Source organism: Chitinophaga filiformis, assembly GCF_023100805.1.
Lineage (GTDB): Bacteria > Bacteroidota > Bacteroidia > Chitinophagales > Chitinophagaceae > Chitinophaga > Chitinophaga filiformis_B.
This window is the reverse complement of record NZ_CP095855.1, coordinates 6,038,524-6,063,464: the sequence shown is the minus strand read 5'-3', so window position 1 is coordinate 6,063,464 and position 24,941 is coordinate 6,038,524. Positions and strand designations below refer to the sequence as shown.

General features: G+C 46.7%; 14 protein-coding genes. 6 read left to right on the top strand and 8 right to left on the bottom strand.

Annotated features, from left to right (window positions below):
* Nucleotides 1-21: 21 nt before the first annotated feature.
* Entirely contained in the window at nucleotides 22-795 is a 774-nt protein-coding gene (locus MYF79_RS23445) for a phosphosulfolactate synthase (RefSeq protein ID WP_247810253.1), read from the top strand.
* Between the two features lie 630 nt (nucleotides 796-1,425).
* Here the strand turns inward: MYF79_RS23445 and mgrA are convergent.
* Both mgrA and MYF79_RS23435 read right to left on the bottom strand, forming a co-directional pair.
* Complete coding sequence (mgrA, locus tag MYF79_RS23440) at nucleotides 1,426-2,421, bottom strand: L-glyceraldehyde 3-phosphate reductase (RefSeq protein ID WP_247810252.1); 996 nt, start codon at nucleotides 2,419-2,421, stop codon at nucleotides 1,426-1,428.
* A gap of 105 nt (nucleotides 2,422-2,526) precedes the next feature.
* Nucleotides 2,527-3,402: an AraC family transcriptional regulator gene (locus MYF79_RS23435; RefSeq protein ID WP_247810251.1), complete on the bottom strand. Its 876-nt coding sequence runs from the start codon at nucleotides 3,400-3,402 to the stop codon at nucleotides 2,527-2,529.
* A 335-nt stretch (nucleotides 3,403-3,737) separates the two neighbouring features.
* Here MYF79_RS23435 and MYF79_RS23430 point away from each other — a divergent pair, with 335 nt between their 5' ends.
* Genes MYF79_RS23430 through MYF79_RS23420 form a run of 3 tightly spaced genes read left to right on the top strand, consistent with a single transcriptional unit; the run spans nucleotide 3,738 to nucleotide 7,542 of the window.
* Entirely contained in the window at nucleotides 3,738-4,664 is a 927-nt protein-coding gene (locus MYF79_RS23430; RefSeq protein WP_247810250.1) for a dihydrodipicolinate synthase family protein, read from the top strand.
* Nucleotides 4,665-4,672: 8 nt separating this feature from the next.
* A complete protein-coding gene (locus tag MYF79_RS23425; protein WP_247810249.1) occupies nucleotides 4,673-6,121 on the top strand; it encodes an aldehyde dehydrogenase (NADP(+)) in 1,449 nt (482 codons plus the stop codon).
* 14 nt (nucleotides 6,122-6,135) lie between these two features.
* Nucleotides 6,136-7,542: an APC family permease gene (locus MYF79_RS23420; RefSeq protein WP_247810248.1), complete on the top strand. Its 1,407-nt coding sequence runs from the start codon at nucleotides 6,136-6,138 to the stop codon at nucleotides 7,540-7,542.
* 1 nt (nucleotide 7,543) lies between these two features.
* On the opposite strand, the gene MYF79_RS23415 is transcribed toward MYF79_RS23420, so the two are convergent.
* From MYF79_RS23415 to MYF79_RS23400, 4 genes are all read right to left on the bottom strand, one after another.
* Complete coding sequence (locus MYF79_RS23415) at nucleotides 7,544-8,470, bottom strand: transglutaminase family protein (RefSeq protein WP_247810247.1); 927 nt, start codon at nucleotides 8,468-8,470, stop codon at nucleotides 7,544-7,546.
* Nucleotides 8,471-8,478: 8 nt separating this feature from the next.
* Nucleotides 8,479-9,420, bottom strand: coding sequence for an alpha-E domain-containing protein (locus MYF79_RS23410; protein ID WP_247810246.1), 942 nt, complete (start codon nucleotides 9,418-9,420; stop codon nucleotides 8,479-8,481).
* 23 nt (nucleotides 9,421-9,443) lie between these two features.
* On the bottom strand, nucleotides 9,444-10,889 hold the full coding sequence (locus MYF79_RS23405) for a circularly permuted type 2 ATP-grasp protein (protein WP_247810245.1): 1,446 nt from the start codon (nucleotides 10,887-10,889) through the stop codon (nucleotides 9,444-9,446).
* Between the two features lie 187 nt (nucleotides 10,890-11,076).
* Complete coding sequence (locus tag MYF79_RS23400) at nucleotides 11,077-11,751, bottom strand: response regulator transcription factor (RefSeq protein ID WP_247810244.1); 675 nt, start codon at nucleotides 11,749-11,751, stop codon at nucleotides 11,077-11,079.
* A gap of 258 nt (nucleotides 11,752-12,009) precedes the next feature.
* Between MYF79_RS23400 and MYF79_RS23395 the strand changes: the two genes are divergently transcribed.
* Nucleotides 12,010-14,391 carry a TonB-dependent receptor gene (locus MYF79_RS23395; RefSeq protein WP_247810243.1) on the top strand — a complete coding sequence of 794 codons (2,382 nt, stop codon included), beginning with the start codon at nucleotides 12,010-12,012 and terminating at the stop codon, nucleotides 14,389-14,391.
* 250 nt (nucleotides 14,392-14,641) lie between these two features.
* The gene (locus tag MYF79_RS23390) at nucleotides 14,642-16,810 is read left to right on the top strand and encodes a DUF6055 domain-containing protein (RefSeq protein ID WP_247810242.1); all 2,169 of its coding nucleotides are present in this window, start codon (nucleotides 14,642-14,644) and stop codon (nucleotides 16,808-16,810) included.
* 235 nt (nucleotides 16,811-17,045) lie between these two features.
* Here MYF79_RS23390 and MYF79_RS23385 read toward each other — a convergent pair whose 3' ends face one another.
* Together MYF79_RS23385 and MYF79_RS23380 are read right to left on the bottom strand one after the other, a co-directional pair.
* Nucleotides 17,046-22,550 carry an IPT/TIG domain-containing protein gene (locus MYF79_RS23385; protein WP_247810241.1) on the bottom strand — a complete coding sequence of 1,835 codons (5,505 nt, stop codon included), beginning with the start codon at nucleotides 22,548-22,550 and terminating at the stop codon, nucleotides 17,046-17,048.
* Nucleotides 22,551-22,869: 319 nt separating this feature from the next.
* On the bottom strand, nucleotides 22,870-23,157 hold the full coding sequence (locus MYF79_RS23380; RefSeq protein ID WP_247810240.1) for a hypothetical protein: 288 nt from the start codon (nucleotides 23,155-23,157) through the stop codon (nucleotides 22,870-22,872).
* Nucleotides 23,158-24,941: the final 1,784 nt, after the last annotated feature.

Genomic DNA, 24,941 nt, shown 5'->3' with positions numbered 1-24,941 from the left:
AGTACAAAACTTTTAGGTAAAATGAATTTTAATCTGGACAAAATTCCTGATCGTACACAGCAGCCACGTTCATTCGGTATTACAATGGTGACCGATAAAGGTCTGAGCCTGCAGGATACAAAAGACTTCCTCTCCGTGGCCGCTCCGCATGTGGATATGGCGAAACTGGCTTTTGGTACTGCTTATGTTACGCCCAACCTGGATGAGAAGATCAAAGTATACCAGTCTTTCAACATTCCCGTTTATTTCGGCGGACTGCTACTGGAAGCTTTCATCATCCGCAACCAGTTTGATGATTACATAGAAGTCATTAAAAAGTACGGTATCAATTACTTTGAGGTATCCGACGGTTCTCTTTCCATCCCGCATGCTGAAAAATGCGGTTACATCGAGAAACTGGCAAAACTGGGTACAGTATTGAGCGAAATTGGTTCTAAAGATAAAGACCGCGAGCATATCACCCCTCCCTATAAATGGATAGAACTGATGAAGGCAGAATTTTCTGCCGGTTCCCAGTATATCATTGCAGAAGCAAGGGAAAACGGTACCGTGGGCTTATACCGCGATTCCGGGGAAGTGCGCGAAGGACTGGTTCAGGAGATCCTGACCCAGATACCCGGTGAAAAGATCATCTGGGAAGCGCCCAGGAAAGACCAGCAATTGTATTTCCTGGACCTCATCGGCTGCAATGCTAACCTGGGCAACATCGCACCCCAGGAGGTGATCTCCCTGGAAGCCATGCGTGTAGGCCTGCGTGGCGACAGCTTCCATTTCTTCCTTGACGGAGGCAAATAGGTTTTTACAGTAGGTGTACAGGTTACGATTCTACAATTTTGCAATATCCATAAGCGGGGCTGACCTTTTCTTTTCGAAGGTCAGTCCCGCTTTTTTAAGACCACGCTATTATTGTAGGGAGAGCGGAAGTAGCATCCGGTTTCAGATGGGAATGTCGGGCCTTCGGCGCTCCGGTTACACGAAAGGTGCTGCTAAATCTATATTCAAAAGCCCATCCGCTTGAAAACGCTAAATAGTATTCCAGAGAGGCGCCGACCGACATCCCATACTGAAACCGAGCTACTTCGCGTGAAAACCCAGAGAGGCCGACCGACATCCCATACTGTAACCGAGCTACTCCGCGTGAATTCTCCAGCGGAGGCGCCGAAACCAACTTACTTCGCGAGCCTATGTATTCGCCTGGTATTCGCCATAGATTACGTGGAGGCTCCTACCTAAAGGCGCTCTGCTATAGCATTTTAGGCACTGTTCTATAGCGAACGCTATAGAATAGTAGGCTAAATGTAGGACTATAGCGCTTCCAGGTAGTAACCGGTAGGACAGTCAAAGCAAATCCCTACCGGAGTGGTACCGCTATAAAAAAAGCCGTTCACCCATCGGCGAACGGCTTTCTCTTCTTTTGAACGCTTATTATTTCAGAATACTTTCTATTTCCTGCAGTTCCGTTGCATCAAACTGTACCCTGTCCAAAGCCCCCAGGTTATTATCCAGTTGTTCAACAGAGCTGGCGCCTATCAGCACGGAAGTGATACGTTTGTCTTTCAGCAGCCAGGCAAGCGCCATTTGCGCCAGCGACTGCCCTCTTTTCTGTGCAATAGCATTGAGGCGCTGGATCTTATCCAGTTTATCGGCAGTGATCTGTTCAGCCTTCAGGAACCCGCTTGGTTTGCTGGCCCTGGAACCTTCCGGAATGCCTTTCAGGTAGCGGTCGGTAAGCAGTCCCTGTGCCAGGGGCGAGAAGGGGATGCATCCCACGCCATTGGCTTCCAGTACGTCCAGCAGTCCGCCTTCCACCCATCTTTCGAACATGGAGTATTTCGGCTGATGGATCAGGCAGGGGGTGCCTAATGATTTTAATACCGCCAGTGCTGCGGTGGTTTGTTCTGCGGTGTAATTGGACAATCCCACATATAAAGCTTTACCCTGGCGTACAGCAGTATCCAGTGCGCCCATTGTTTCTTCGATAGGCGTATCCGGGTCGGGACGGTGGGAGTAGAAGATGTCGACATAATCCAGTTTCATACGGCGCAGGCTCTGATCGAGGCTGGACAGCACGTATTTGCGGGAACCCCATTCCCCGTATGGGCCAGGCCACATCAGGTAGCCGGCTTTAGTGGAAATTACCAGCTCATCGCGCAGGTAACCTGTAAAATCTTTCTGAAGGATAGCGCCAAAGTTCTCTTCCGCAGAACCGGGCAGCGGACCATAGTTGTTGGCCAGATCGAAATGGGTGATTCCCTTGTCGAAGGCGCGGCGTACTATCTGGCGGCCATTCTCGAAATTATCTATGGAACCGAAGTTATGCCAGAGGCCGAGTGAAACAGCAGGAAGACGGATCCCGCTTTTACCACAGCGGTTATAGAGCATAGCATCATACCGGTCACCGGCGGGTACATAAGCACTCATATGGAATTTATTTTTTGGACACCCAAGATAGCAGTTATTGGCAATAAATTACCCACTCAGCCGGCTGCCAGGCTAATACTATTTAATTAGAGAGCAGGCGAAAGGCTAAACGCTCTGGAAATAACTGTTCATATATTCACTGGGCGATTTGTTGGTCACCGTCTTAAATACCCTGTTAAAATTGGTAATACTGTTGAACCCACAGGTATATGCCACGGTAGCAATATTATCGTAAGAACCGTCTGTCAGTTTTTTACAAGCCTCATTGATCCGTACCTCGTTCAGGAAAGATACAAATGTATGCAGGGTATGTTTCTTGAAGAACCTGCAGAATGCCTGTGGCGTCATATGGGCCTGTTTGGCAGCATCTTCGAGCGTGATCGGCTGATCGTAGTTATGCATGATGTAATTGTAAATATGGCCGATACGGATACCCTCATGCTCGCTGACATGCTGCGTTTTCTGACCCGATGCCAGGGGCGCAATATCCTGGTAGGTGGACAATTGCTTCAGCAGTTCCACGAACTGCAGCAGTTGTTCTGTACCTGAACTGTTAGTCACCTTCAGCATACGGCTGGATATTTCCGTAGCATGCTCCTGCGGTACCTTGAATCCTGACTGATGCTGCTGAATGAAGTTTTTCAGCACCTTGATCTCCGGCAGGTTGAAGAAGCCTGCCAGTTCACCATCCGGATTGAAGAAAATAACCAGGGCTACGATCTTCTTCCTGCTCTTGGGCTGAAAATAAGAAGCCTCACTTTTGAAGATATGTGGTTGATTGGCGCCCAGCCAATAGATCTCGTTCGGACGGAAAGCATGCATGTTGTTGTCAGCAACGAGGGTGCCTTCTCCCTGCTGTATCCAGGTCAGTTGAATTTCCTGGTGCCTGTGCAGATGAGGATAGAAATAGGGCAACACGTCTTTCTGCACAATGATGGATTTGTCCAGCGGAACAGGTATGGTAAACTGTAGCACTTTCATCTGTTAGCATTTTTAAAGTATAGCAAGTTGTTGGCGCTTGCAGGAATGTGATTACAGGTGTTTAAATTCTTCTGCGCGGCAATTACAATTTATATTGGTTGATTGTCCTGACACTAATGAGTGTGAATCGTACAATTATTTTCCTGATCACCCAATATTACAAATTTTAACCCGGATTCAGCAAAAAAATAAAATTACCGGTGAAAAAAAGGTTAACGTTGTCAGTATGATGCTGCTAAGGATATGAAAGAGGTTAATATCGGCTAATAATTGATTACTATCAGGTAGGCTCCCTTTCCCTGTTTCTGATACTTTTGAAAAAAATTTGTTCTTCTATGGCTATTGAATGGAAAGGAATATTTCCTGCATTTACTACGAAATTTACAGCCGCTGATGAACTGGACCTGCCGTTGTTCGGGAAGAACCTGCAAGCCCAGATAAAGGCTGGTATTGATGGGGTGATCTTAGGCGGCTCTCTCGGGGAAGCCAGCGTTATTACCACTGCTGAAAAAGAGACACTGACGAAATATGCAGTGGAACAGGTGGCAGGAAAGATCCCGGTTGTCATGAACATCGCGGAAGGCTCTACCAGCGAAGCTATCAGGCAGGCGAAGCTGGCGGCATCATGGGGCGCGAAAGGGCTGATGTTATTGCCGCCTATGCGTTATAAAAGCGATGAACGCGAGACTGCGGAATACTTTAAAGCAATAGCCGCATCCACAGAATTACCCATCATGATCTATAACAACCCGGTGGACTACAAAGTGGAAGTTACACTGGACATCTTTGATCAGCTGCAGGAATTCAGCAATGTACAGGCGGTGAAAGAATCTACCAGGGACGTATCTAATGTAACCCGTATGATCAGCCGTTTCGGCGATCGCTTCAGCATCCTGTGCGGTGTAGATACACTGGCCATGGAAGAGATGATCCTGGGTGCTAAGGGATGGGTTGGTGGACTGGTATGCGCTTTCCCGGAAGAAACAGTAGCTATCTATAAACTGACGAAAGCAGGCCGCATTGCAGAAGCGCTGGCTATTTACCGCTGGTTCCTGCCATTGCTGGAACTGGACCTGCATCCGAAACTGGTACAGTATATCAAACTGGCAGAACAACAGGCAGGACTGGGTAGTGAAATAGTAAGAGCGCCCCGTCTCAAACTGGTAGGCGAAGAAAGGGAAAGGATCCTAAAGGTGATAGACACCGCTATTGCCGCCAGACCTGTATTACCCGAGTATCATTCACTACAACTACAATACTAAACAGCACCATGCAGATAGACGATGTCATGCAGCGGTCAGCACAGGCGTTTGCACTGTATAAAGAGGTAGCCCCTTCCATACGCGCAGCATTCCTGGAAACGATCGCTTCGGAAATAACATTAGTAAAGGATACGCTGGTAGCAGCAGCGCAGGCAGAGACCAATCTGCCTGCCGCAAGGCTCAATGGTGAGATTGTCCGCACCACCAGCCAGTTACAGCTTTTTGCCAACCTGATAAAAGAAGGCAGCTGGGTGGAAGCTGTTATCGATACGGCAAAGCCGGACGCTACACCCGCAAAGCCGGACCTCCGCAGAATGTTAGTTCCCGCAGGACCAGTAGTGGTGTTTGGCGCCAGCAATTTCCCTTTTGCATTCTCTACTGCCGGTGGCGATACTGCCAGTGCGCTGGCTGCCGGTGCTACGGTTGTCGTGAAAGGTCATCCTGCCCATCCGCGCACTTCCCTGCTGGTATTTGAAGCCATTCAAAAGGCGATCAGTAAAAGAGGTATGCCTGAATATACTGTGCAGCATGTTACAGGCGAAGGTAATGCTGTTGGTAAAGCGCTGGTAGTACACCCGCAAACCACGGGCGTTGGTTTTACCGGCTCCCTCCAGGGAGGGAAAGCATTGCTGGCATATGCGGCAGAACGTGAAGTACCTATCCCGGTATTCGCAGAAATGAGCAGCATTAATCCTGTTGTGTTTTATCCGGATGCACTGGCTACCCAGGCAGAACAACTGGCACAGACTTTTGCAGGTTCTGTTACCCTGGGTATGGGGCAATTTTGTACAAACCCCGGTCTGCTGATCGGCCTGAAGAGCGCTGCCCTGGACAATTTTGCCAGCTTACTGGGTACTGCTATAGCTGCCGTGGCGCCACAGAAGATGCTGCACAAAGGCATCTGCGAAGCCTATGGCAAAGGCCGTACAAATATGCTTGCCCAGGAGAATGTAGTATTGGTTAATCAGTCTGTCGCTCCCGCGGATATGGAAGCATGGCCTTCACTGGCCCGTACTGCTGCCAAAAACTTCCTGGCCAATCCGCGCCTGAAGGAAGAATTGTTCGGTCCCTTTTCATTGTTGGTGGAGTGTGAGGATAAAGCGGAACTGCTGGCAGTACTGAAAAGCCTCCACGGACAGCTCACTACCACCATCGTAGGCACTGCCACCGATACGGCGCAATGGAAAGACGTGATCGCCGTTCAATCTACCCTGGCTGGCCGCGTTATCCTGAACAACCCGCCCACCGGTGTGGAAGTATGTGCTGCCATGGTGCATGGCGGCCCATTCCCGGCTACTACTGACCAGCGATTTACCTCCGTAGGCACAGGCGCTATCCGTCGTTGGGTAAGACCGGTATGTTACCAGAACTTCCCTGACGATATGTTACCCGATGCGCTGAAAGCCGCCAACCCGCTGGGTATCTGGCGGCAGATAGACAACCAGTTTACGAGATAAACTTAATACCCTATATGTCAGATCAACCAAAATCTTTCCAGCGGTCTTTCGGACTGCTGGATGCTACAATGATTGTGGCCGGTTCCATGATAGGTTCCGGCATTTTCCTGGTAAGTGCAGACATCACCCGCAATGTCGGCTCTGCCGGCTGGCTGATACTGATATGGATCATCACCGGAATTCTTACACTGACTGCCGCATTGAGTTATGGAGAACTGAGCGCTATGTTCCCGCAGGCTGGTGGTCAATACGTTTATCTCAGGGAAGCTTTTAACCGGCTCACCGGTTTCCTTTTCGGATGGAGTTTTTTCACGGTCATACAGGCAGGTTCCATCGCAGCAGTGGGCGTAGCTTTTGCTAAATTCTCCGCTTATCTTTTCCCGGTGCTCAGTGAAAAGAATATAGTGCTTGATCTGTCATTCATTCAAATATCAGCAGCGCAGATCACTTCCATTCTCCTCATTGTATTGCTGACCTTTATCAATACTTTGGGTGTGAAGGAAGGCAAGCTGATACAGACAGGATTTACCCTGGCCAAGATCGCTGCGTTGCTGGCGCTGATCTTATTCGGCTGTTTTGCGGCCGATAAAAGCGTGTGGGACGCCAACTGGCAAACGGGTTTTCATCTCGGTAAAATGACAGAACAGGCAGATACACTGGCGCCATACCTTGGACTGGCTGCATTTGGCGCTATTGCCGGCAGTATGGTGGGCAGTCTGTTCAGCAGCGACTCCTGGAATAACGTGACCTTCATCGCAGGAGAGATCAAGAATCCTGAACGTAATATCGGCAGAAGCCTGTTCCTCGGTACGCTGATCGTTACTGTTATCTACGTAGCCACGAACATGGTGTACCTGGGCGTTTTACCGCTGAAGGAAATAGCTTTTGCAGAGAATGAAAGGGTAGGAGTGGCGGCAGCGGTGAAGATATTTGGTATGAAGGGTACTTATATCATCGCAGGACTGCTCATGGTTTCCACTTTTGGCTGCAACAACGGGCTCATTCTGTCCGGCGCCCGCGTATGTTATACGATGGCAAAAGATGGCGTATTCTTTAAACAACTGGCCACTCTGAACAAGAATGCTGTACCGGGAAAAGCCTTGTGGATACAATGTATCTGGGCATCAGTATTGTGCCTCAGCGGCAAATACGGTCAGTTGCTGGACTATGTGATCTTCGTGGTACTTATCTTTTATATCCTGACCATTGCAGGCATCTTCAGGTTACGCCGCACAAGGCCTGAGCTGCCAAGGCCATATAAAGCCTTTGGATACCCTGTACTGCCATTGCTGTACATAGTATCCGCCGCTACCATTTGCCTGGCGCTATTGGTCTATAAACCGATGTATACATGGCCCGGGCTAGGCATTGTATTGCTGGGCATACCCGTATATTATTTTGTATGGCGCAATAAGTCCTGACTTATTGCTGCCCCTGGGAATTATCTTCCATTGCAGCTACCTCCCCGTGGAGGTGTACATCATTGGTCTCTTCGAATACATTGCCATCTTCATAGCCTACCGCTACGAATACAGACAGCTTTTGTTTCGCAGGCCCTTTGAATGTACCTTTCACGGGACTACAATCATTAAAATGTCTTCCTACAGATAGCTTCACGTGTTTGTTGGTCACCCAGACATTGTTGGTCGGGTCAATACCCGCCCAGCCGTATCCGGGTATCCAGGCTTCCACCCAGGCATGGGTAGCGCCTTCACCCCGCATACCATCTTTATTCGGACAGATATACCCGCTTACATAACGGCAGGGGATGCCGCAGGAACGAAGTATGTGTAGCATAAGATGCGCGAAGTCCTGGCAAACGCCGGCCCTGTGTTGCAGTATCTCATCTACAGTTGTCTCGATATTGGTGATACCTTTCAGGTACTTGAAATTCTTAAAGATATATTCGCTGCAATGTTCGGTAACAGCCGCCACGCTCTTGCCTGGTTGCTTTATTACCGTGATGATGTTATTGATGGCGCTCTGTGTCTTTATCACATCAGGCTGTGCCAGCTCCAGCAACAGCAGCTGGCCTTCCATTTCATCCTGCAACTGTTCGAAGGTAGAATGGAAGTTGATCTGCAACTGTGAAGAGGCGGTGGTGCGCACCAGCAGCTTGCTTTCGATAGTGAGCACTTTATGCGGCGGCAGCAGGTTGAAATTACCTGATTTATTCCCCCAGTAGTCGGTAAAGGTCTGTACTTCCGGCTGCCCCGTGATCAGCAGGTCATGCTGGAGTATTTCCTGCTCCGGGCATTTATACGGGAAGATCTTGATCTCATTTACGCTTTCTTTAACCGGTCTGTCGTACTCGTATCTCGTAACATGATGTATTCTGAAAATGGCCATATGCTAAGTTATGCGTAGGAGAAAAATTTTTGACTCAACAGGTTGGTAAAATGCAGGAGATCATGACGGAGCTCTGCCAGGAAAGGTTGTAAGGTCTGGTTGTTGAGATCATCTATTTCCAGGTGTTTCACTTTACTGTGCAGTCTTCCAAAGTTCCTGATCAGGGCTGCATTCTCTTCAGAGATATGACCTTTGGTCACATCCTGCAGGTGCCTGTCAATTCTGCCCAGCGAATATATAACGGAATGAGGAAAATCTTCATTGAATAATACCTGGTGCAGCACATCGTGGGTATACTGATATGACCGGTAGGTTTTCAGATGCAGTTCATAACCTGAAAGCGACATCAGCAGATGCCGCCACTGCATGATGTCTTTGATCTCGTCTACCTTGTACCGGTTCACAGAGTACTGTTTGTCGGTCAGCACGATGGTTTCCAGGCAGCGCTCGATATATTTTCCCAGGTTCATGAATCCCCAGCCAATGCCCCGGGCCATGGTGATGTCAGTGATGCCCGTATACAGCACGGAATGCCTGGTGAATGTGTCGAGGATATCGGCAGCTTCATAATTGGACAGCCGGTGGTCCAGTGCCGGCTGGTTGATCAGGTGATAGAAGGAGTTGACCTCCTCCCATACTTCCTTCGTAATATAGTCCTGGATGCCGCGGGCATTCTCCCTGGCTTTGCCAATGATAGACTTCAGTGAGTTATGGTTGGCGGTGTCTGTGAGTAGCTTCTTCAACGCCGCACCTGTATTGCCTTCAATGGCCTTGATCTCTTCTTCACCGGCGCTGGTAAAGGTTTCAAGAACAGGCCGCCAGGTAAGGGGGCCGTTCACGTCTTTATCGAGCGATAAAAGGTTATGAGTAGCCGTAACACGTAATAGTCCTTCTGCCCGCTCCATATAACGAGCCAGCCAGAATAGTGAATCTGCGATCCTGCTTAGCATGAATAAAAACTTCGTTTAGTGAATCAATCTATAACCCAGGTATCTTTACTACCGCCTCCCTGTGAGGAATTGACGATCAGGGAATCTTTGCGGAGCGCCACTCTTGTAAGTCCGCCGGGTACTATCTGCACACCCTGCGGACCGCAAAGGGCATAAGGACGGAGGTCCACATGCCTCGCCTGGAAAGTACCGTCTATGAAACAGGGAACGGTAGACAGTTTAATGATAGGTTGCGCAATAAAGCTGCGGGGCTCTGCTTCAATAGCCGCTTTCGCCTTTGCCCATTCTTCCGGGGCTACCTTATTGCCCATTACCATACCATAGCCGCCTGACTGGTTGGTCCTCTTGATGACCATGTGTGTATAGTTGTCAAACACATATTGCCGGGCATCGGGGTCGCTCATTTCATAGGTGGGTACATTGGGAAGGATCGGCTCCTCATTGAGGTAATACCGGATCATAGCCGGAACATAGGCATAGACCGCCTTATCATCCGCAACACCATTTCCCACCGCATTCACAATGGCGACATTGCCCATCCGGTAGGCGCTCATCAGTCCGGGAATGCCCAACGCACTGTCGGGACGGAACATCAGCGGATCCAGGAATTCATCATCGATACGGCGATAGATGACATGCACTTGTTCCAGGCCATTGGTCGTTTTCATATACACCTTATGATTGTTCACCACCAGGTCCCTTCCCTCCACGAGCGGAATGCCCATCTGCCGGGCGAGGAAGGTATGTTCGTAGTAGGCGGAGTTATAGATACCGGGTGTAAGTAATACCACCAGTGGATTAGACAGTTGTCCCGGTCCCATTTGCAGGAGTATTTCATGCAGCAGGAGGGGGTAGTTGCTGACGCGTCTCACATGGCTGGCGGCCAGCAGTTCGGGAAAGATCCTTTTGGTCACTTCCCGGTTCTCCAGCATATAACTGACGCCAGATGGCGTGCGCAGATTGTCTTCCAATACATAAAAGAGGCCATCCTCTCCCCGGATCAGGTCTATCCCGGAAATGTGGACATACACATCGTGCGGTACCTTGATGCCAAATACCTCGCGGGTATAATGGGGACAGGAAGCGATCAGTGAGGCAGGTACGATCTTGTCTTTCAGGATCTGCTGTTCGTTGTAAATATCTTTAAGGAACAGGTTGAGCGCTTTCAGGCGCTGTTTGATGCCGGCTTCTATGTGATCCCATTCCTGGCCGGTAATAATGCGGGGAATAATGTCAAAGGGGAAAATGCGTTCGATACCGGCATCCTCACTATAGACAGTGAAGGTGATGCCCTGGTTCATAAAAAGCTCGCCGGCCAGCCTGTCTTTCTGTTGCAGGTCGCTGATATTGAACTGCTTAAGGGTGGCAATGACCTTGCTGTATTGCTCCCTGATCTGTTGCCGGTCGCACATCTCGTCCCAGATGCCGGTGGCGTAATCGTATTGTTCCAATAATGTTGGCAGGCTCATACCAGTGGTTTAAGGGTTAATAAGATTTCGGCCTCAGCTACAATTTAACGTTTTACAGGGAGAAATAACAGCAGGGTCTTCAAAAAGAGTTCATATTTCAGAAGGAGATTCTGAAATATGAGTAGGATTGCCTGAAATAATATTATATAATTTTATTTATAATGTAATGGGGCATAATACCTGTTTTTTAAACTTCCCATTTATAACCTGTGGCATAGATGGTTTTCAGGTAGCTGCCTGCACCCGCTTCGTGGAGTTTCTTTTTGAGGTTTTTGATATGGGCGTAAATGACATTGTTGTCTTCCCGGAGACCGGCAATATCGCCTGAAAGCTGTTCTGCCAGTTCGTGTTTGGAGATCACCTTGTTTTTATTGCCGAGGAAGTATAGGAGGAGATCAAACTCTTTCCTGGTAAGGGTAACCGGGGTATTATTGATCTGTACAGTTTTGGCCAGCAGATCGATGGTCAGTTCTTCCTGGCGGATGATATTGCAGTTGTCGTATTTCCTCCTCCTGATCACGGAAAAGATCCTGGCAGCCAGTTCCGGTAAGTGAAATGGCTTTGTTACATAATCATCCGCTCCCTTCTCCAGGGCAGAGATCTTATCCTCATAGGCAGTTTCAGCGGAAATGATAATGATACCTGCCGGTTTATTATGCGCCCTTATGGCCTCCAGCAGCGTACAGCCATCTCCATCCGGCAGTACGAGATCCATCAGGATGCAATCGTACTCGTACATCTCTATTTTAGACAGTGCCCGCTGATAGTTGTTAGCGTATTCACATATATAATTCCCGTCAGATAAATAGGAGATCATAACCTGCGATAGTGCCAGATCGCCATCGATGATCAATAGTTTCATGTCACAATATTATTTCCCAATTCTGAATTAATTCTGAATGCAGGAACTGTTCCGGCAGCGAATCGGGAATACCGGGTTTGATAGCCTGTTTTTCGCGGGGCTTATGATAGGTGTAAATCAATACAGTAAAGCGTTTTGGGGTTTGAAGCGATGCCGGCATCAGCGCCCCGCTACGCCTTTTTATAGTACCTTATTTTTTCCCGATCCGAGCCGGTTTCTACTGTTTAGTGTGCTTTCTTTGCATAAAATTTACTGTAGTTGAAACATTTATACTTTATTCTCAGTTTCGTCCTGGTCAATATTGCCGCTTTCGCACAAACCGGTACTATTAAAGGAACCATTAGTTCAGCCGATGGCAAGCCTGCCGCATATGTAACTGTGGGGCTGAAGGATACGAAGAAGGGAGCATTGACCAATGAAGAGGGACAGTTTATACTCAAAAACATAAAACAAGGTGACTATGTACTGGTCATATCTTACACCGGTACAAAAACGATCCATAAGTCAGTTACTGTAACTGCTGACCAGTCCACCGATGTTTCACTGGCCCTGGAAGCTACTGCTGCACAGCTGAATGAAATTGTGGTAGCAGGTACCAGGACCAGGACGATCAACAAAACTCCTGTTAACATCGGTAAGATCCCTGTTGCAGCAATAGACCTGCCACAGGGCGTTGCCGTGATCGGGCATGAAGTACTGGAAGAACAGCAGGTGCAGCGCATGAGCGATGTAGTGAAGAATGTGAATGGCGTATACATGGCTTCTTCCCGTGCCAGCACTCAGGAGGCTTTTAATGCAAGAGGATATGCTTTTTCCAGCACCAATATGTTTAAGAACGGTGCACGCGTCAACTCTGGCGTAATGCCGGAAATGAGCTCACTGGAGAAAGTGGAGATATTGAAAGGAAGCGCTGCCATCCTGTATGGTAACGTAGCTCCCGGTGCAGTAATGAATATGGTGACCAAACAGCCTAAGTTTAACTTTGGCGGAGAGGTGAACGTACGCGCCGGTAGTTATGGCCTGTTAAAGCCTGCATTCGACGTATATGGCCCTATCTCTTCCAAAGTAGCCTACAGGATTGACGGTACATTCGAAACAACAGACAGCTACCGCGATAAAGTACATTCAAAACGTTATTACGTAAATCCTTCCCTGCTGTTTAAATTAAGTGACCGTACAGAATTGCTGGTACAGGGCGATTATCTGAAACATGACTTTACGCCCGATTTCGGTATCGGTTCCCTGGACAATAACAAGATACCCGATGTACCACGTAACAGCTTTTATGGTACGCCATGGCAGTATGCGCATACACAGCAATCTTCTGCAGGCGCTTCTGTCAAACATAAGCTGAATGATGTCTGGACATTGAACGGTATGTTCTCTTATCAGCGTTACAGCCGGGATTATTACGCCGTAGAAAGGATCCAGGCAGATGCCACCGGTAAGTGGGCCCGTCCCCTGAACAGGACTTATAACAGTGAAGATTATTACCTGGCACAGGTAGACCTGAATGGCAAGTTCAAAACCGGTAACCTCGAACATAACGTACTGGCTGGGGTAGATGCAGATCGCTACTATACAAAGGCTTATACCTACAATCAGCCTGCTACATACGACACTATCAATATCCTGCATCCTGAACTGTATACACCGCGTACCGATATACCGGATGCAGTAAGGATCAAGGATGTAACCACCCCGATCAACCGTATTGGTGTATATGTACAGGACCTGATCAAAATCACGCCCAAGTTGAATGTACTGGCAGGCGTGAGGTTCTCTTACCTGCAGAATGAAGCGCCGGCTACTTACGATTATAAATCCGGCCAGACTACCTTTACTGCTGCCAAATATGATGACGCTTTCTCTCCAAGATTAGGTATCGTGTACAAGCCAATAGAGACCATGGCAATATTCGCAAGTTATTCCAACTCTTTCACGCCTAATACCGGCCTGGCTGTAGATAGCACCACCCTGGATCCATCTGTTATCAATCAGTATGAAGTCGGTGTTAAAAACGATTTCCTGAAAGGCAAACTGTCAGTGAATGTTACCGCATATCGTATCAGGAACAACAACTACGCACAGACGGCTCCATTCCAGAAAGATGGTGTGACACCTAATAACAACACTAACCTGAAAGCGCTGATCGGCGAAACCTTAAGCCGTGGTGTGGAAGTGGACATCGCAGGTCATCCTTTACCAGGCCTGGATGTGATTGCCGGGTATAGCTACAACAACATTACGATAGAAGGTAGCAGCGGATTGAGTGGCGGTTCTATCAATGGCGAACGCCTGGTAGGTAATCCTAATCATACTGCCAATGCCAACGTGTTCTATACCATTCAGCAATCCGCATTGAAAGGACTGAAGTTCGGTGTCGGTTACTATTACATCGGTCAGCGTTTCGGTGGCTGGAACAACACTATCAACCAGACACAGAAATATAACCGCCTCATCTCTGCACCGGGTTTCTCTACCCTGGACCTGAGCGCCGGTTATTCATTCAAACGTTTCTCTGTGCTGGCTAAGGTATCTAACGTTACCAACACCTACAACTATTACGTACACGAGAACTACAGCATCAACCCGATACCGCCTACCCAGTTCGTGGGTACCGTATCTTACAGGTTCTAAAATATAGACGATAAACACTGAAAGCGGGTGTCTTCATATTATGGGGACACCCGCTTTCATATTGATCATTACCCACCATGCCTGGATGCTCATTTCAGTTAAAATCCTGCCCATATACGTTAATATCTGTTGGCGCGCCGGAGAGCATTTCTATTAATTTTATAAGCGTTGATACCCTATTGGACGGCCATAAGTACCTGTAGCCCATCTCCGCAATTTATTGTTAACTGTACATTAAAAAACACGATCCATGAAAACACGTGTACTACTATTGCTATGCCTGTTGCTGACGGGCAGTCTTTCCGCGCAGAAAACTATTTACATTCCCGCGGAGTTTTCAAATGCGCCGCTGAACACCTGGTCTTACAGCAAGTCCTATCAGTCAGCCAACTTCATTGTCTTCTGGGGCAATATCGTAGGCACTGATCCGGCCAGCTACTCAGATCCTAACCTGCGTTTTAATCCGCAGTCCGTTTGCGACACCCTGGAAAAGATCTACACGAAGTTTGTAACTGAGCTTGCATTCTGCTCTGATGCGCCAACCAAGAATCTGGGTAAATACAAGATCATCATTGTGATGAACGATACCTGGGGCACCAACGGGCCCTCCGGTTGGGCTTTCGGAGGTACCTATGGCAATACCATCGGCGCCATGTGGGTACATCCGAACGCTACACGCGATGGTGCGGTGATCAGTCATGAGCTGACGCATGCTCTGCAGGGCATGATCTCCATACAGGAGAACACGGCAGGAGGCGGTTATGTCAATTACGAGCCCGCAGGTTTCTTCTGGGAGGCGCATGCCAACTATATGCGCACGCAGATGTATCCCCGTTTTGCAGGCGATGATCTGCCCCGCTGGATGGGCACACAAATGTTCCATCTCAGTTCTACAAGGCATCATTATGGTACCTTTAAATGGTTATATACCATCCAGGAAACGGAAGGCATCAATATGGTGAACAGGTTATGGAAAGAGTCTGTAGCGAACGAACATCCGCTGATCACCTATCGCAGGTTAAAGGGATGGACACAATCACAGCTGAACGATTTCCTGTATGGTTATGCGAAACGCGAGGTGACTTACGACTACCCGGTGAATAATTTCGGCAGCATTATGCGGGCAGCAAGGAATGCTTTGAAAAACAACGAACCTCATTACATCTGGCGGCTGTATACCATACTGACCCAGGTGAATGCGACTACCGGCCGTTATGTGGTGCCGGATGCCTTTGCGCCGCAGGACTATGGTTATAACATCATCCCATTATACACCACCTGCAGTTCCCGTAATGTGACGGTGAAGTTCAAAGGACATACGGAAGTGAACAGCACTGCCGGCTGGCGTTACGGTTTCGTCGCTGCCAATGCAGATGGTACTGTGTCCCGTTACGGGGCCTTAAACAGCGCTAATGAGGCAGAGATCAGTTTCCAGATGAACAGTAATGAAACCCAGTTATACCTCGTGGTAATGGGAGCGCCCACCACACATACTTCCTATGTATGGGAACCCGGCTGGCCAAAGATCAAAAGATACCCTTACGAGATCCGCGTGGCCAACGCTGTACCTGAGGGCTACCAGTCCAGTTTCCGTGCAGCTTACAAAACCAACGGGCATACACATTCCAATGGCGGTGGCTGGGTGGCCAATTCGGCAACCGTAGCAGCCACTGCTTATGTTGGCCCGAATGCCATTGTATTGGGCAACGCAAATATTTCCGGTACTGCGAGAATAGAAGGTACCGCCTGGGTGGAGAATGCTACGGTGCAGAACAGCGTGGTGATAGGTGGCAATGCCAGTGTATGGAACGGTACCTACTCCGGAACGGCTAATATCGGTGAGAATGCGATCCTAAGCAATTGTACCCTATCCGGCAATGCTATCGTAAAAGGCAATGCGATGGAGTGGGGTGTTACCTTCGGCGGCTCCGGCGTTACGGTTGGCGGTGATGCGGAAATAGGCAGCTGTAGTACCGCCGGTGTCTATCTGCAGGTACCGCATACCAACAATGGCCGTACAGAATGTGATGGCCGGCCCGCTACGCATACTTCGAATGTAGATGTCAATGCTGCTTATACCCGCTTCACCGATGCACAGATGGCCTTTACGGGAACGGTTAGCTGTCCGGCTGCCGGCACGCTGGCTGTAGTGCATGCGACCGAAACGAACCGTGGGGTGACAGTATATCCGAATCCTGCCAGTACGGTGATCAATATCAGCATGCATAATTTCACCGCTGATGAAGAGGTGGTACTGTCGCTGTATAATACGGAAGGCAAAGTGGTCCTGAACAGGAGAGTAAAGGCTTCACCGAACTTCGTCCTCAATGCGGCCGCCGAAGGGCTGAAACCAGGCGTGTATGTGTTGAAGGTGAGGGGGAGAGAGGTGTTTATGAGGAAGATTGTGATTGCAAGGTAAGGGAAGATGGCTATAGGTAAAAGCGACCTGTTTTAATTAGGATTTTAAGTCCTGTTAAAGCAGGTCGCTTTATTATTGATAATACTTAGAAGAACTGAATTCCGTTCCAAGAAGGCGGCACTATCATTAAACTCATTTCCGACAAGTACCTCCATTAATGCCAACCTGAACATTTATTGATTTATCTCGAGAATGACAGTTACAGAACTGCCAGTTCACCTAAAAGTTAATAACACTAAGGTATTACGACTCGTTGTAGAATCCGACGATCGTCGTCAGACCAATATATCTGGTAAATACCTGATAAAAGATCCATTCCGGTTAGGCTTGTTTGCGTTTCGCCTGGTGGAACGGTAAGGCTCTTTATGACCGTTCCATTTATATCAACCAGTAAAATATGTGCAGTTTTCGCGCTCATTGGATGTTTAATGCTTACTGTACCATTGAACACAGGGTTGGGATATACCACTAAAGCCTTTGGAGAAACTGAGGGGGGCTTCTTGTAAGTAAAACCAGGAAGAGAATCAATACTATTATTTGCAATAACGCTTACTGCCCCGGATGCTCCTTCGCCCACAATTGCAGTGATGTTCGTAGGTGAATTTACTATGAATGAATTAGCCCGAACACCGCCGAACAGAACTTGAGACACCTTCAAGAAGTTATTTCCACTGATATTAATCAGAGTGCCGGATGTAGCTGATACTGGTGCAAAAGAAGATATAATAGGAGGTGCCATAAATATGAAGCCGGCCATACTACTATTGCCCTCGCCAGAAATCACTGTAATATCGCCCGATGCTCCATCTCCTACTATTGCCATAATTTGATTATTTGAATTTACTGCAAATGAAGCCGCTGGTACGCCTCCGAATAATAGCTGTGTAATATTATTAAAATTTATTCCACTGATCCTAATTGTATCACCCTTGGCAGCCGATGTTGGTATAAATGAACTAATAACGGGTGAATGAAGGATATACGTAAAGCCATCCTGGTTTACTGTGTCTTTAGTAGTTATAACAGTGATCGGGCCTGTAGCACCATCGCCAACTATAGCAGTTATACTGGTAGAAGAGTGTATCACAAATGAAGTAGTCGGTTTGCCGCCAAACAACACTTGTGTAACGTTGCTTAAATTGCTGCCTGTGATGCTTACTGTTTCTCCTTTAGTTGCCGATAATGGCGTAAAGGACGTGATAACCGGTGTGGCGGAAGAGCTAATGTAGGTGAACCCTGGTAAGACTGCTGTACCACCTGCAGTAGTTACACTCACTTCGCCAGAAGCGCCATTAGCAACAATAGCTTTTATACCTTTAGTAGAGTCTAGTTCAAACGATGCCGCGGGAATTCCCCCAAACATTACTTGTGAAACGTCCGTAAAGTTACTTCCATTGATATAAACAGTTGTCCCAGTAGTAGCAGATGATGGTACAAACGACTTGATAAATGGTGTAGGTACAATATATGTAAATCCAGCAAGTTTACCAATACTGTTAACCGTTACTACGCTGGCTTCGCCAGATGTGCCTGGACCCACTATTGCTGTGATGCTGGAGTCTGAATTAACTACGAACCGGAGCGCAGATACACCTCCAAACAGGACATCCTTTGTACTTGAGAAATTCTCTCCGGAAATGTTTACAGTGTCTCCTATTGTAGCTGCTACAGGTGTAAATGAATTGATGATTGGAGGAGGCGTGATGTATGTGAAACCTGGCCTTGTACTAGTTCCTCCCTCGGCTGTTACACTTACTGCGCCGGAAATACCGGAACCAATAACAGCTGTAATAACACCTGTGGAATCTACTATAAATGAAGTTGCAGGTGTACCTCCAAAAGATACTTGTGTGATACCGGTAAAGTTGCGACCATAGATCTTTACAGGCTGGCCGATTGTGGCTGATACAGGCCTAAACGAGGTAATTACGGGAGGGGGAGTAATGTATGAAAAACCTGGTATATATACCGTCGTATCCAATCCGGCAACACCGACATCTCCTGAGGCACCAGTGCCAACGACTGCTGAAATCAATGTATCAGACACAATTATGAATCTGGAGGCAGGTGATCCCCCGAATAAGACATTTTTGATTTTGTAAAATCCGGTGCCGATTATCGTAACAATTGTTCCAGTAGTAGCACTATCTGGGAATATAGCACCAACCGTGAGTGCCGGTGTGTTCGTAATAAAGTTAAACCCGTCGATTGCTCCGGTACCATATGGTGTTGTTGTGCTTATCATCCCAGAAGCACCATTGGCTACAATAGCATAAATAACACTATCAGACATTACCGTAAAGGATTTTGCAGGTAAGCCTCCGAAGGCAACAGTGGTAGCGTTTGTGAAATGTTGACCACGGATTGTTATAATATCATCGGCGGGGGCTGCCGCAGGAGTGAAGGAGTGGACTATTGGTGATTGATCGGTAGCAATATCGTTTTGTAATATTGCCAGAATGTCACTAAATATTAAAGGTACAGCAATGTCAGGTTTCCCATCTCCATTCATGTCTCCTATAGATAGTCCTGTTGTGAAATCACGTATATCAAAATTGACGCTGTCCTCCAAGCTAATGGTTCCATTACTATTTGTGTTTCTAAACATGGATATTGAATGGGGACCATTCGGTGAAATAATATCTAACCTCTTATCGCCGTCCAGATCTTCCAGCTCAACATTGTTTGCTCCCCAGTCTGTTGGATAATTTATCATGGGGGCAAATTTGATTAAACCACCGGCACTTCTGTTCTTAAATACAGATAAACTATCGTTTGGTGAGCTTCTGCCCGCAACGATGATTTCCGGCATTCCGTCATCGTCTAAATCACCAATGGCAACACGACAGGGAAATTCAAGGGTCGCGTAATCGACCCGGGAGGCAAATGAGATCCCTTTGCCTGCTGTCATATTTTTATATATGGAAATATTATTGTCATTAGAATTTGGAACTATCAACTCTGGTTTTCCATCACCATCTAGATCGCCGGCCTTTATAGCAAGTGGATAGCGACCTGTATTGACAACACCTGCTTCTTGAAAAGAGATTACGCCGGCTATACTTGTGTTTCTGAAAAGCGTCATTGTCGAAGATGCTGCACTAATGGCTGCGATGTCAGGTTTTCCATCGCTGTCCAGGTCTGCAATCACTGTGAAGTCAGGACGATTTGCTATTGGAAGAAGTATTCTTTCAGGGAATGAAATCATGCCCAGGGAGCTAGCGTTTTTGAATATACAGACGCCCCCATAATTTGTAGAATATATAAGATCCAGCTTGCCATCGCCATCTAAATCTCCGGAGGTTACATGGACAGCTCCACCTACATCGTAGCCCTGGAGATTCAATGACGTATCAAAGGCCAATGTTCCGTTCGTACTGATATTTTTCAGTACTGATCCACATGTACCACCTTGTTTAGAGTGTGCTATCACGATATCGCTTTTCCCATCTTCATCCAAATCATCAATTTCGATAGCCTCCGGTCTGATACTGGCAGGAAAGTTAACAGGAGATTTGAAACTATTGGAAGTAAACGGTCCACCCCCGCTGGAAAATGTCACATTAAATGGTTGAGCCGTACTAGCAGTCAGTCTCCCAGTTGTTACGGTAATGGGCCGGTAGTTGGCGCCTGTTGGAACTGCTACTGTTAATTCTGTAGTTGTTGCCGTTACTACTTTTCCTCTAACAGGACCAAAACGAACAATATTAGCTGCCGGATTAGTGCTGAAGTTGGATCCTCTGATCGTCACAATCGTCCCGACAGGTCCTGATAAAGGAGAAATGTTGTTTATGACTGGAGCAATACCCTCCACAACATAAACAAACCCTGGAAGAGACGAATTACCGTAAGGTGTGGATAGGCTGACTGGGCCCGAAGCTCCTGCTCCAACTACAGCAATTACGCTTGTATCAGATTGCGATGTAAAGGATGTTGCGGGGACTCCGCCAAAAGAAACAGCAGTTATTTCCTTTAGGTCTTTTCCCTTAATTGAAATAACCGATCCTTTAGTACCAACTGACGGCGTTATGGATGTAATGGCAGGCGGTGAGAGATAAATGAACCCTGAAAGCTTTCCCGAGCGGATGGCCGTTGTGACCTGTACTGGCCCCGAAGCACCTTCTCCTACGATTGCCGTGATGATAGAATCAGCAGTTACAGTAAATGCAGCGGCGGGTTCTCCTCCGAATGTTACCGCGTTAGTAGCTTTGAAATTAGTTCCCCTGATCGTTACTGCTGTTCCTGTAACCGCACTTGTAGGTGCGAAAGAAGTCACATATGGTCCATCTATAGTGTTTTTATATATCGAGATGATATTATCATCTACATTAATTGTTGCAAGATCTGGTTTTCCATCCATATCCAGATCTGCAACGGATATGTTGTCGGCACGAGATATGGCATAGGCCCTGTCAAAAGTAATTCTGCCAATGCTACTCGTATTCCTTGCTAATACTATAGAATCACCGGTTATAGCGAGATCTGGACGACCATCACCATCCAGATCTGCCAGGTCAAAATAACTGGCGAACGATCCAAGAATCGACTCGGTCGTCGCTGCGAATGAAATGGGGCCAGCTCCAGTTGACGTATTCCTGAAGAGAAAAACACTTTTTGCTGCTGCGTTGGAAACAATTACATCCGATTTCCCATCCCCGTCGAGATCATCAATGCGTACACTGCTTGGGGAAGTCCCAGTGCTATAATCTACTCTGTCTGAAAAGGACACTAACCCAGTGGTACTGGTATTCTTTAAGACAGAAAGTGTTTCGTGAAGATTATTTACTACCGCAAGTTCTGGCTTGCCATCACCGTTCAAATCTCCTGACGCGATTCCGGTAGGATAAGTACCTACAGTATAATCTTGTTTTGTAGCAAATGAAATAACCCCATTTGTCCCTGCATTTTGGAAAACCGATATCGTACCAGATATATAATTTGTTACTGCGATGTCTGGCTTCCCGTCAAGATTTAGATCACTTATACATACACTGGTGGGACTGCCACCAGTTTCATACCGAATCCCTTCATCAAAAGATATCGATCCGTTCGTACTGGTATTTCTAAAAACAGAAATTGAATATGAGTATATATCGCCGCTGTTGGTAACAATAAGATCCAGCTTTCCGTCTCCATTTATATCTCCCATTGCCACATCATATGGGACTTTACCCGTGTTCAGGCTGGTATTCTTTTCAAAAGAAATTGCTCCGTTGGCGCTGATATTCCTGTATATCGACACAGAATAGGGATATCCGCCATTAATGGATACAATATCCGGTTTACCATCGCCATCGAGATCGCCGGTAGCAACACTGTAGGGACTTTCTCCTGTAGTGAGGTCGCCCGCAGGAGTGAAAGATTCGTTTTGAAGTTGATCTTTGCCCCGAAAGGTTGCTGTAAATGAAATGGATGAATAGGCGGTTAATCCGTTTTGTGTGACTGTTATGGGATTAAAACCTGCGCCAGAAGGTGTTACTACAGTGAGTAGGGTGTTTGTCGCATTTGTGACGGAAGCCCTGACCGTCCCAAAGTAAACAATATTATTTGCGGGGGTAACATCAAATCCACTACCGACAATTTTTACTACCGTTCCTGGTGCTCCTGAGACGGGTGTAAAAGATCTAATAATAGGCTGAGCTGCTAATTCATTAAAGCATAAGCCCATAATAAGAAGAGAAAGTAATTTACTTAGATTCTTCTTAGGAAGAGATTTCTTCACAGACAAAAAAGGACTCATAGATGTAAGGATTTGAGCTGGCGCTGCTGAGTACGCCATGTATTTCTCAAATGTAATCAAAAGTTGAATTCAAAACTAATCTTAATGAGTCCGGGGACGAGTATGGTGGCTATTAAACAGTAAGCGATGTTATCATAGGCATATTGAAAATGCTAAGATCTTCATGATACATACGTTTTAATGTTTAATAATAATGCCCGGCCATTGCCCTGGGGGCTGGTGTAGGTTTTAGCAAATCGTGACTGTCTTTCCGGCTGCATTACCAGGCAAATCCGTCACATTAGCAAGTCCCATGGCGCCGTGCGGTGCCGTATTGGCGTTAGTTACCCCTATGATCCAAAAACGTCAGTCCTTTGCGTTGATGACTGCATCTCTCTGCACCAATTAAACGCAAGCCCGCGAAAAGATGGCAACTTTTACTGATGCCCAGGGGGATTTTTTTTGCCTTCACAGAGATCAGGTCATCAGCTGTTCTTTTCCGTTTAGCCATCGATGTATAAACCATCAATGACAGTGGAATCATGGCATCCCGCAATGCGACGGTATAGGTGGCCTGACCGCCTTTTGCTGCTTTCTGATACAGCGCTTTTATAGCAGGATCTTTCATTGCATCCTGGGCAAACAACGACGTTGGTATGAATCATTCGTTTGTTTGCTGCTGTTCTTAAGTCGGCGTTTGATAAGGGACCCCGTTTAACTGCGGCTAGCGTCTTTCTCCTTCTTACACGAAAGTTCATCATATCTCGAACAGTACTGGATGCTCCCTTGTGAAAGGTTTTGTTTTTACCTATGCCATAGTGATAAGTTTTAGTGATTAAAAAATGTTGATTATCATAATCATGATCACCAGGTTAAACAGGAGGCGCCTCTATCCTGTTTCAGGTGCAGCCCTGTTGATCGCGATTGCTGACACAATATTAGCACAATTCATAACACCGTTTCGGACCATGTGTACAATCTGCAGATCCATGTATACGAACTGCAAATACGTGAGGACGAACTGCAAAAACTAGAGGCTCGGAACTTATCTGCGCTATTAATAAACCCGAAAATGCCTGAAAAACTGATCCCTGTAGTCCGGGCCGGTGTGTAATGAATCGCCGACAACCATAGTCACTTGTGTATCAACAAACCTGATACAGGTGATACAAACAACGTGTTTCTTGTGTAAGCGAATAAAAAGATCCGCAGTGACTTCCTGTTGGAGTTGCTGCGGGCTTTTCCTGATTGTAAAGGTACGGCCATCAAAGAGCTTAAAAGATATATAGTTCCTTGTGCTGCGGCGTAAACGGTCTTCTCTTCTAAAATCATCTTGCGAACTTACTCTTTTTTAAGTATCAAAGACGGGCGGCTCTGCATGCGAATGGATCATGAAATCACATAAAGCTGAACAGATAGGTACGAAGACTGGAATAACTGATAAATGCAACTCCATTAGAACATCTGTGATATGTAACAGGAATAAATGAGATAACCGGTATTGATTAGCTAACGGACCAACTACGGTTTTTAAATCGGATGCAGATATTGTTAAGCAATTCATTTAAGTTATTTTGAGTGTTTAATATGTCCTCTTAGCAGACATGTAATACATACATGTATAAGTCCTGGTAAAGCAATTACTGAAGTAGAATTTTGTCAGTTATTATTTTAAAAAAAATTTTGCACAAAAACGTTCTGGCCAGATTTACATTTCGATCTTACTTTTTACCGTCTTGATACCGCTTTGATACCGCTAATCTTACGTTAAAGCTACGTTCAGGAACGTAAGATTAACGTAAGATTAGCGGTATCAAAGCGGTATCAAGACGGTATCTGTCAGGTCCGAAAGAGAATATTTTAGAACTAAAAAACTTTACAATTTCAACGGCGATGTTCAGGATTGACTTTACAGGTTATAGTAATAATTCATTATGTGTTTTGCATCTGTGCAAAATAAGCTTTACACTGCTATTTGTTGTTTTTACCTTCTTTTTAGCAATGCATCTTCGCTTTAATGCTCCACAGTCTAAATAGGCCTGATCAGGCATCAGATTATTAAAGCTCATGTGAGGCCTGAGCCTATTGTAGCAATCTATTGCCTTATTCACTGGGACTACGGCCTGCGGGTAGCCGCAAAAGTCTTCCCAAGTGTGAAGGTCCTATTTTAAAATACCATTAGCCCTTTCAGCGATAGCATTGTCGTAAGGGCAGATTGAGTCATAGAGACATTAATCACATTGATTTGCACTCGGTTGATCGTTAATTCATTGGTTACCAATCTGGAAGATACCCAAACCCTCTACGGCTGTAATTTTACCTGGCTTAGCTTCAGGATTAAATATTAATTTCATACGAGGGAATAAGGTCTTTGAGTTAAATAACCATTTAGGGAACGTACTGACAACGGTA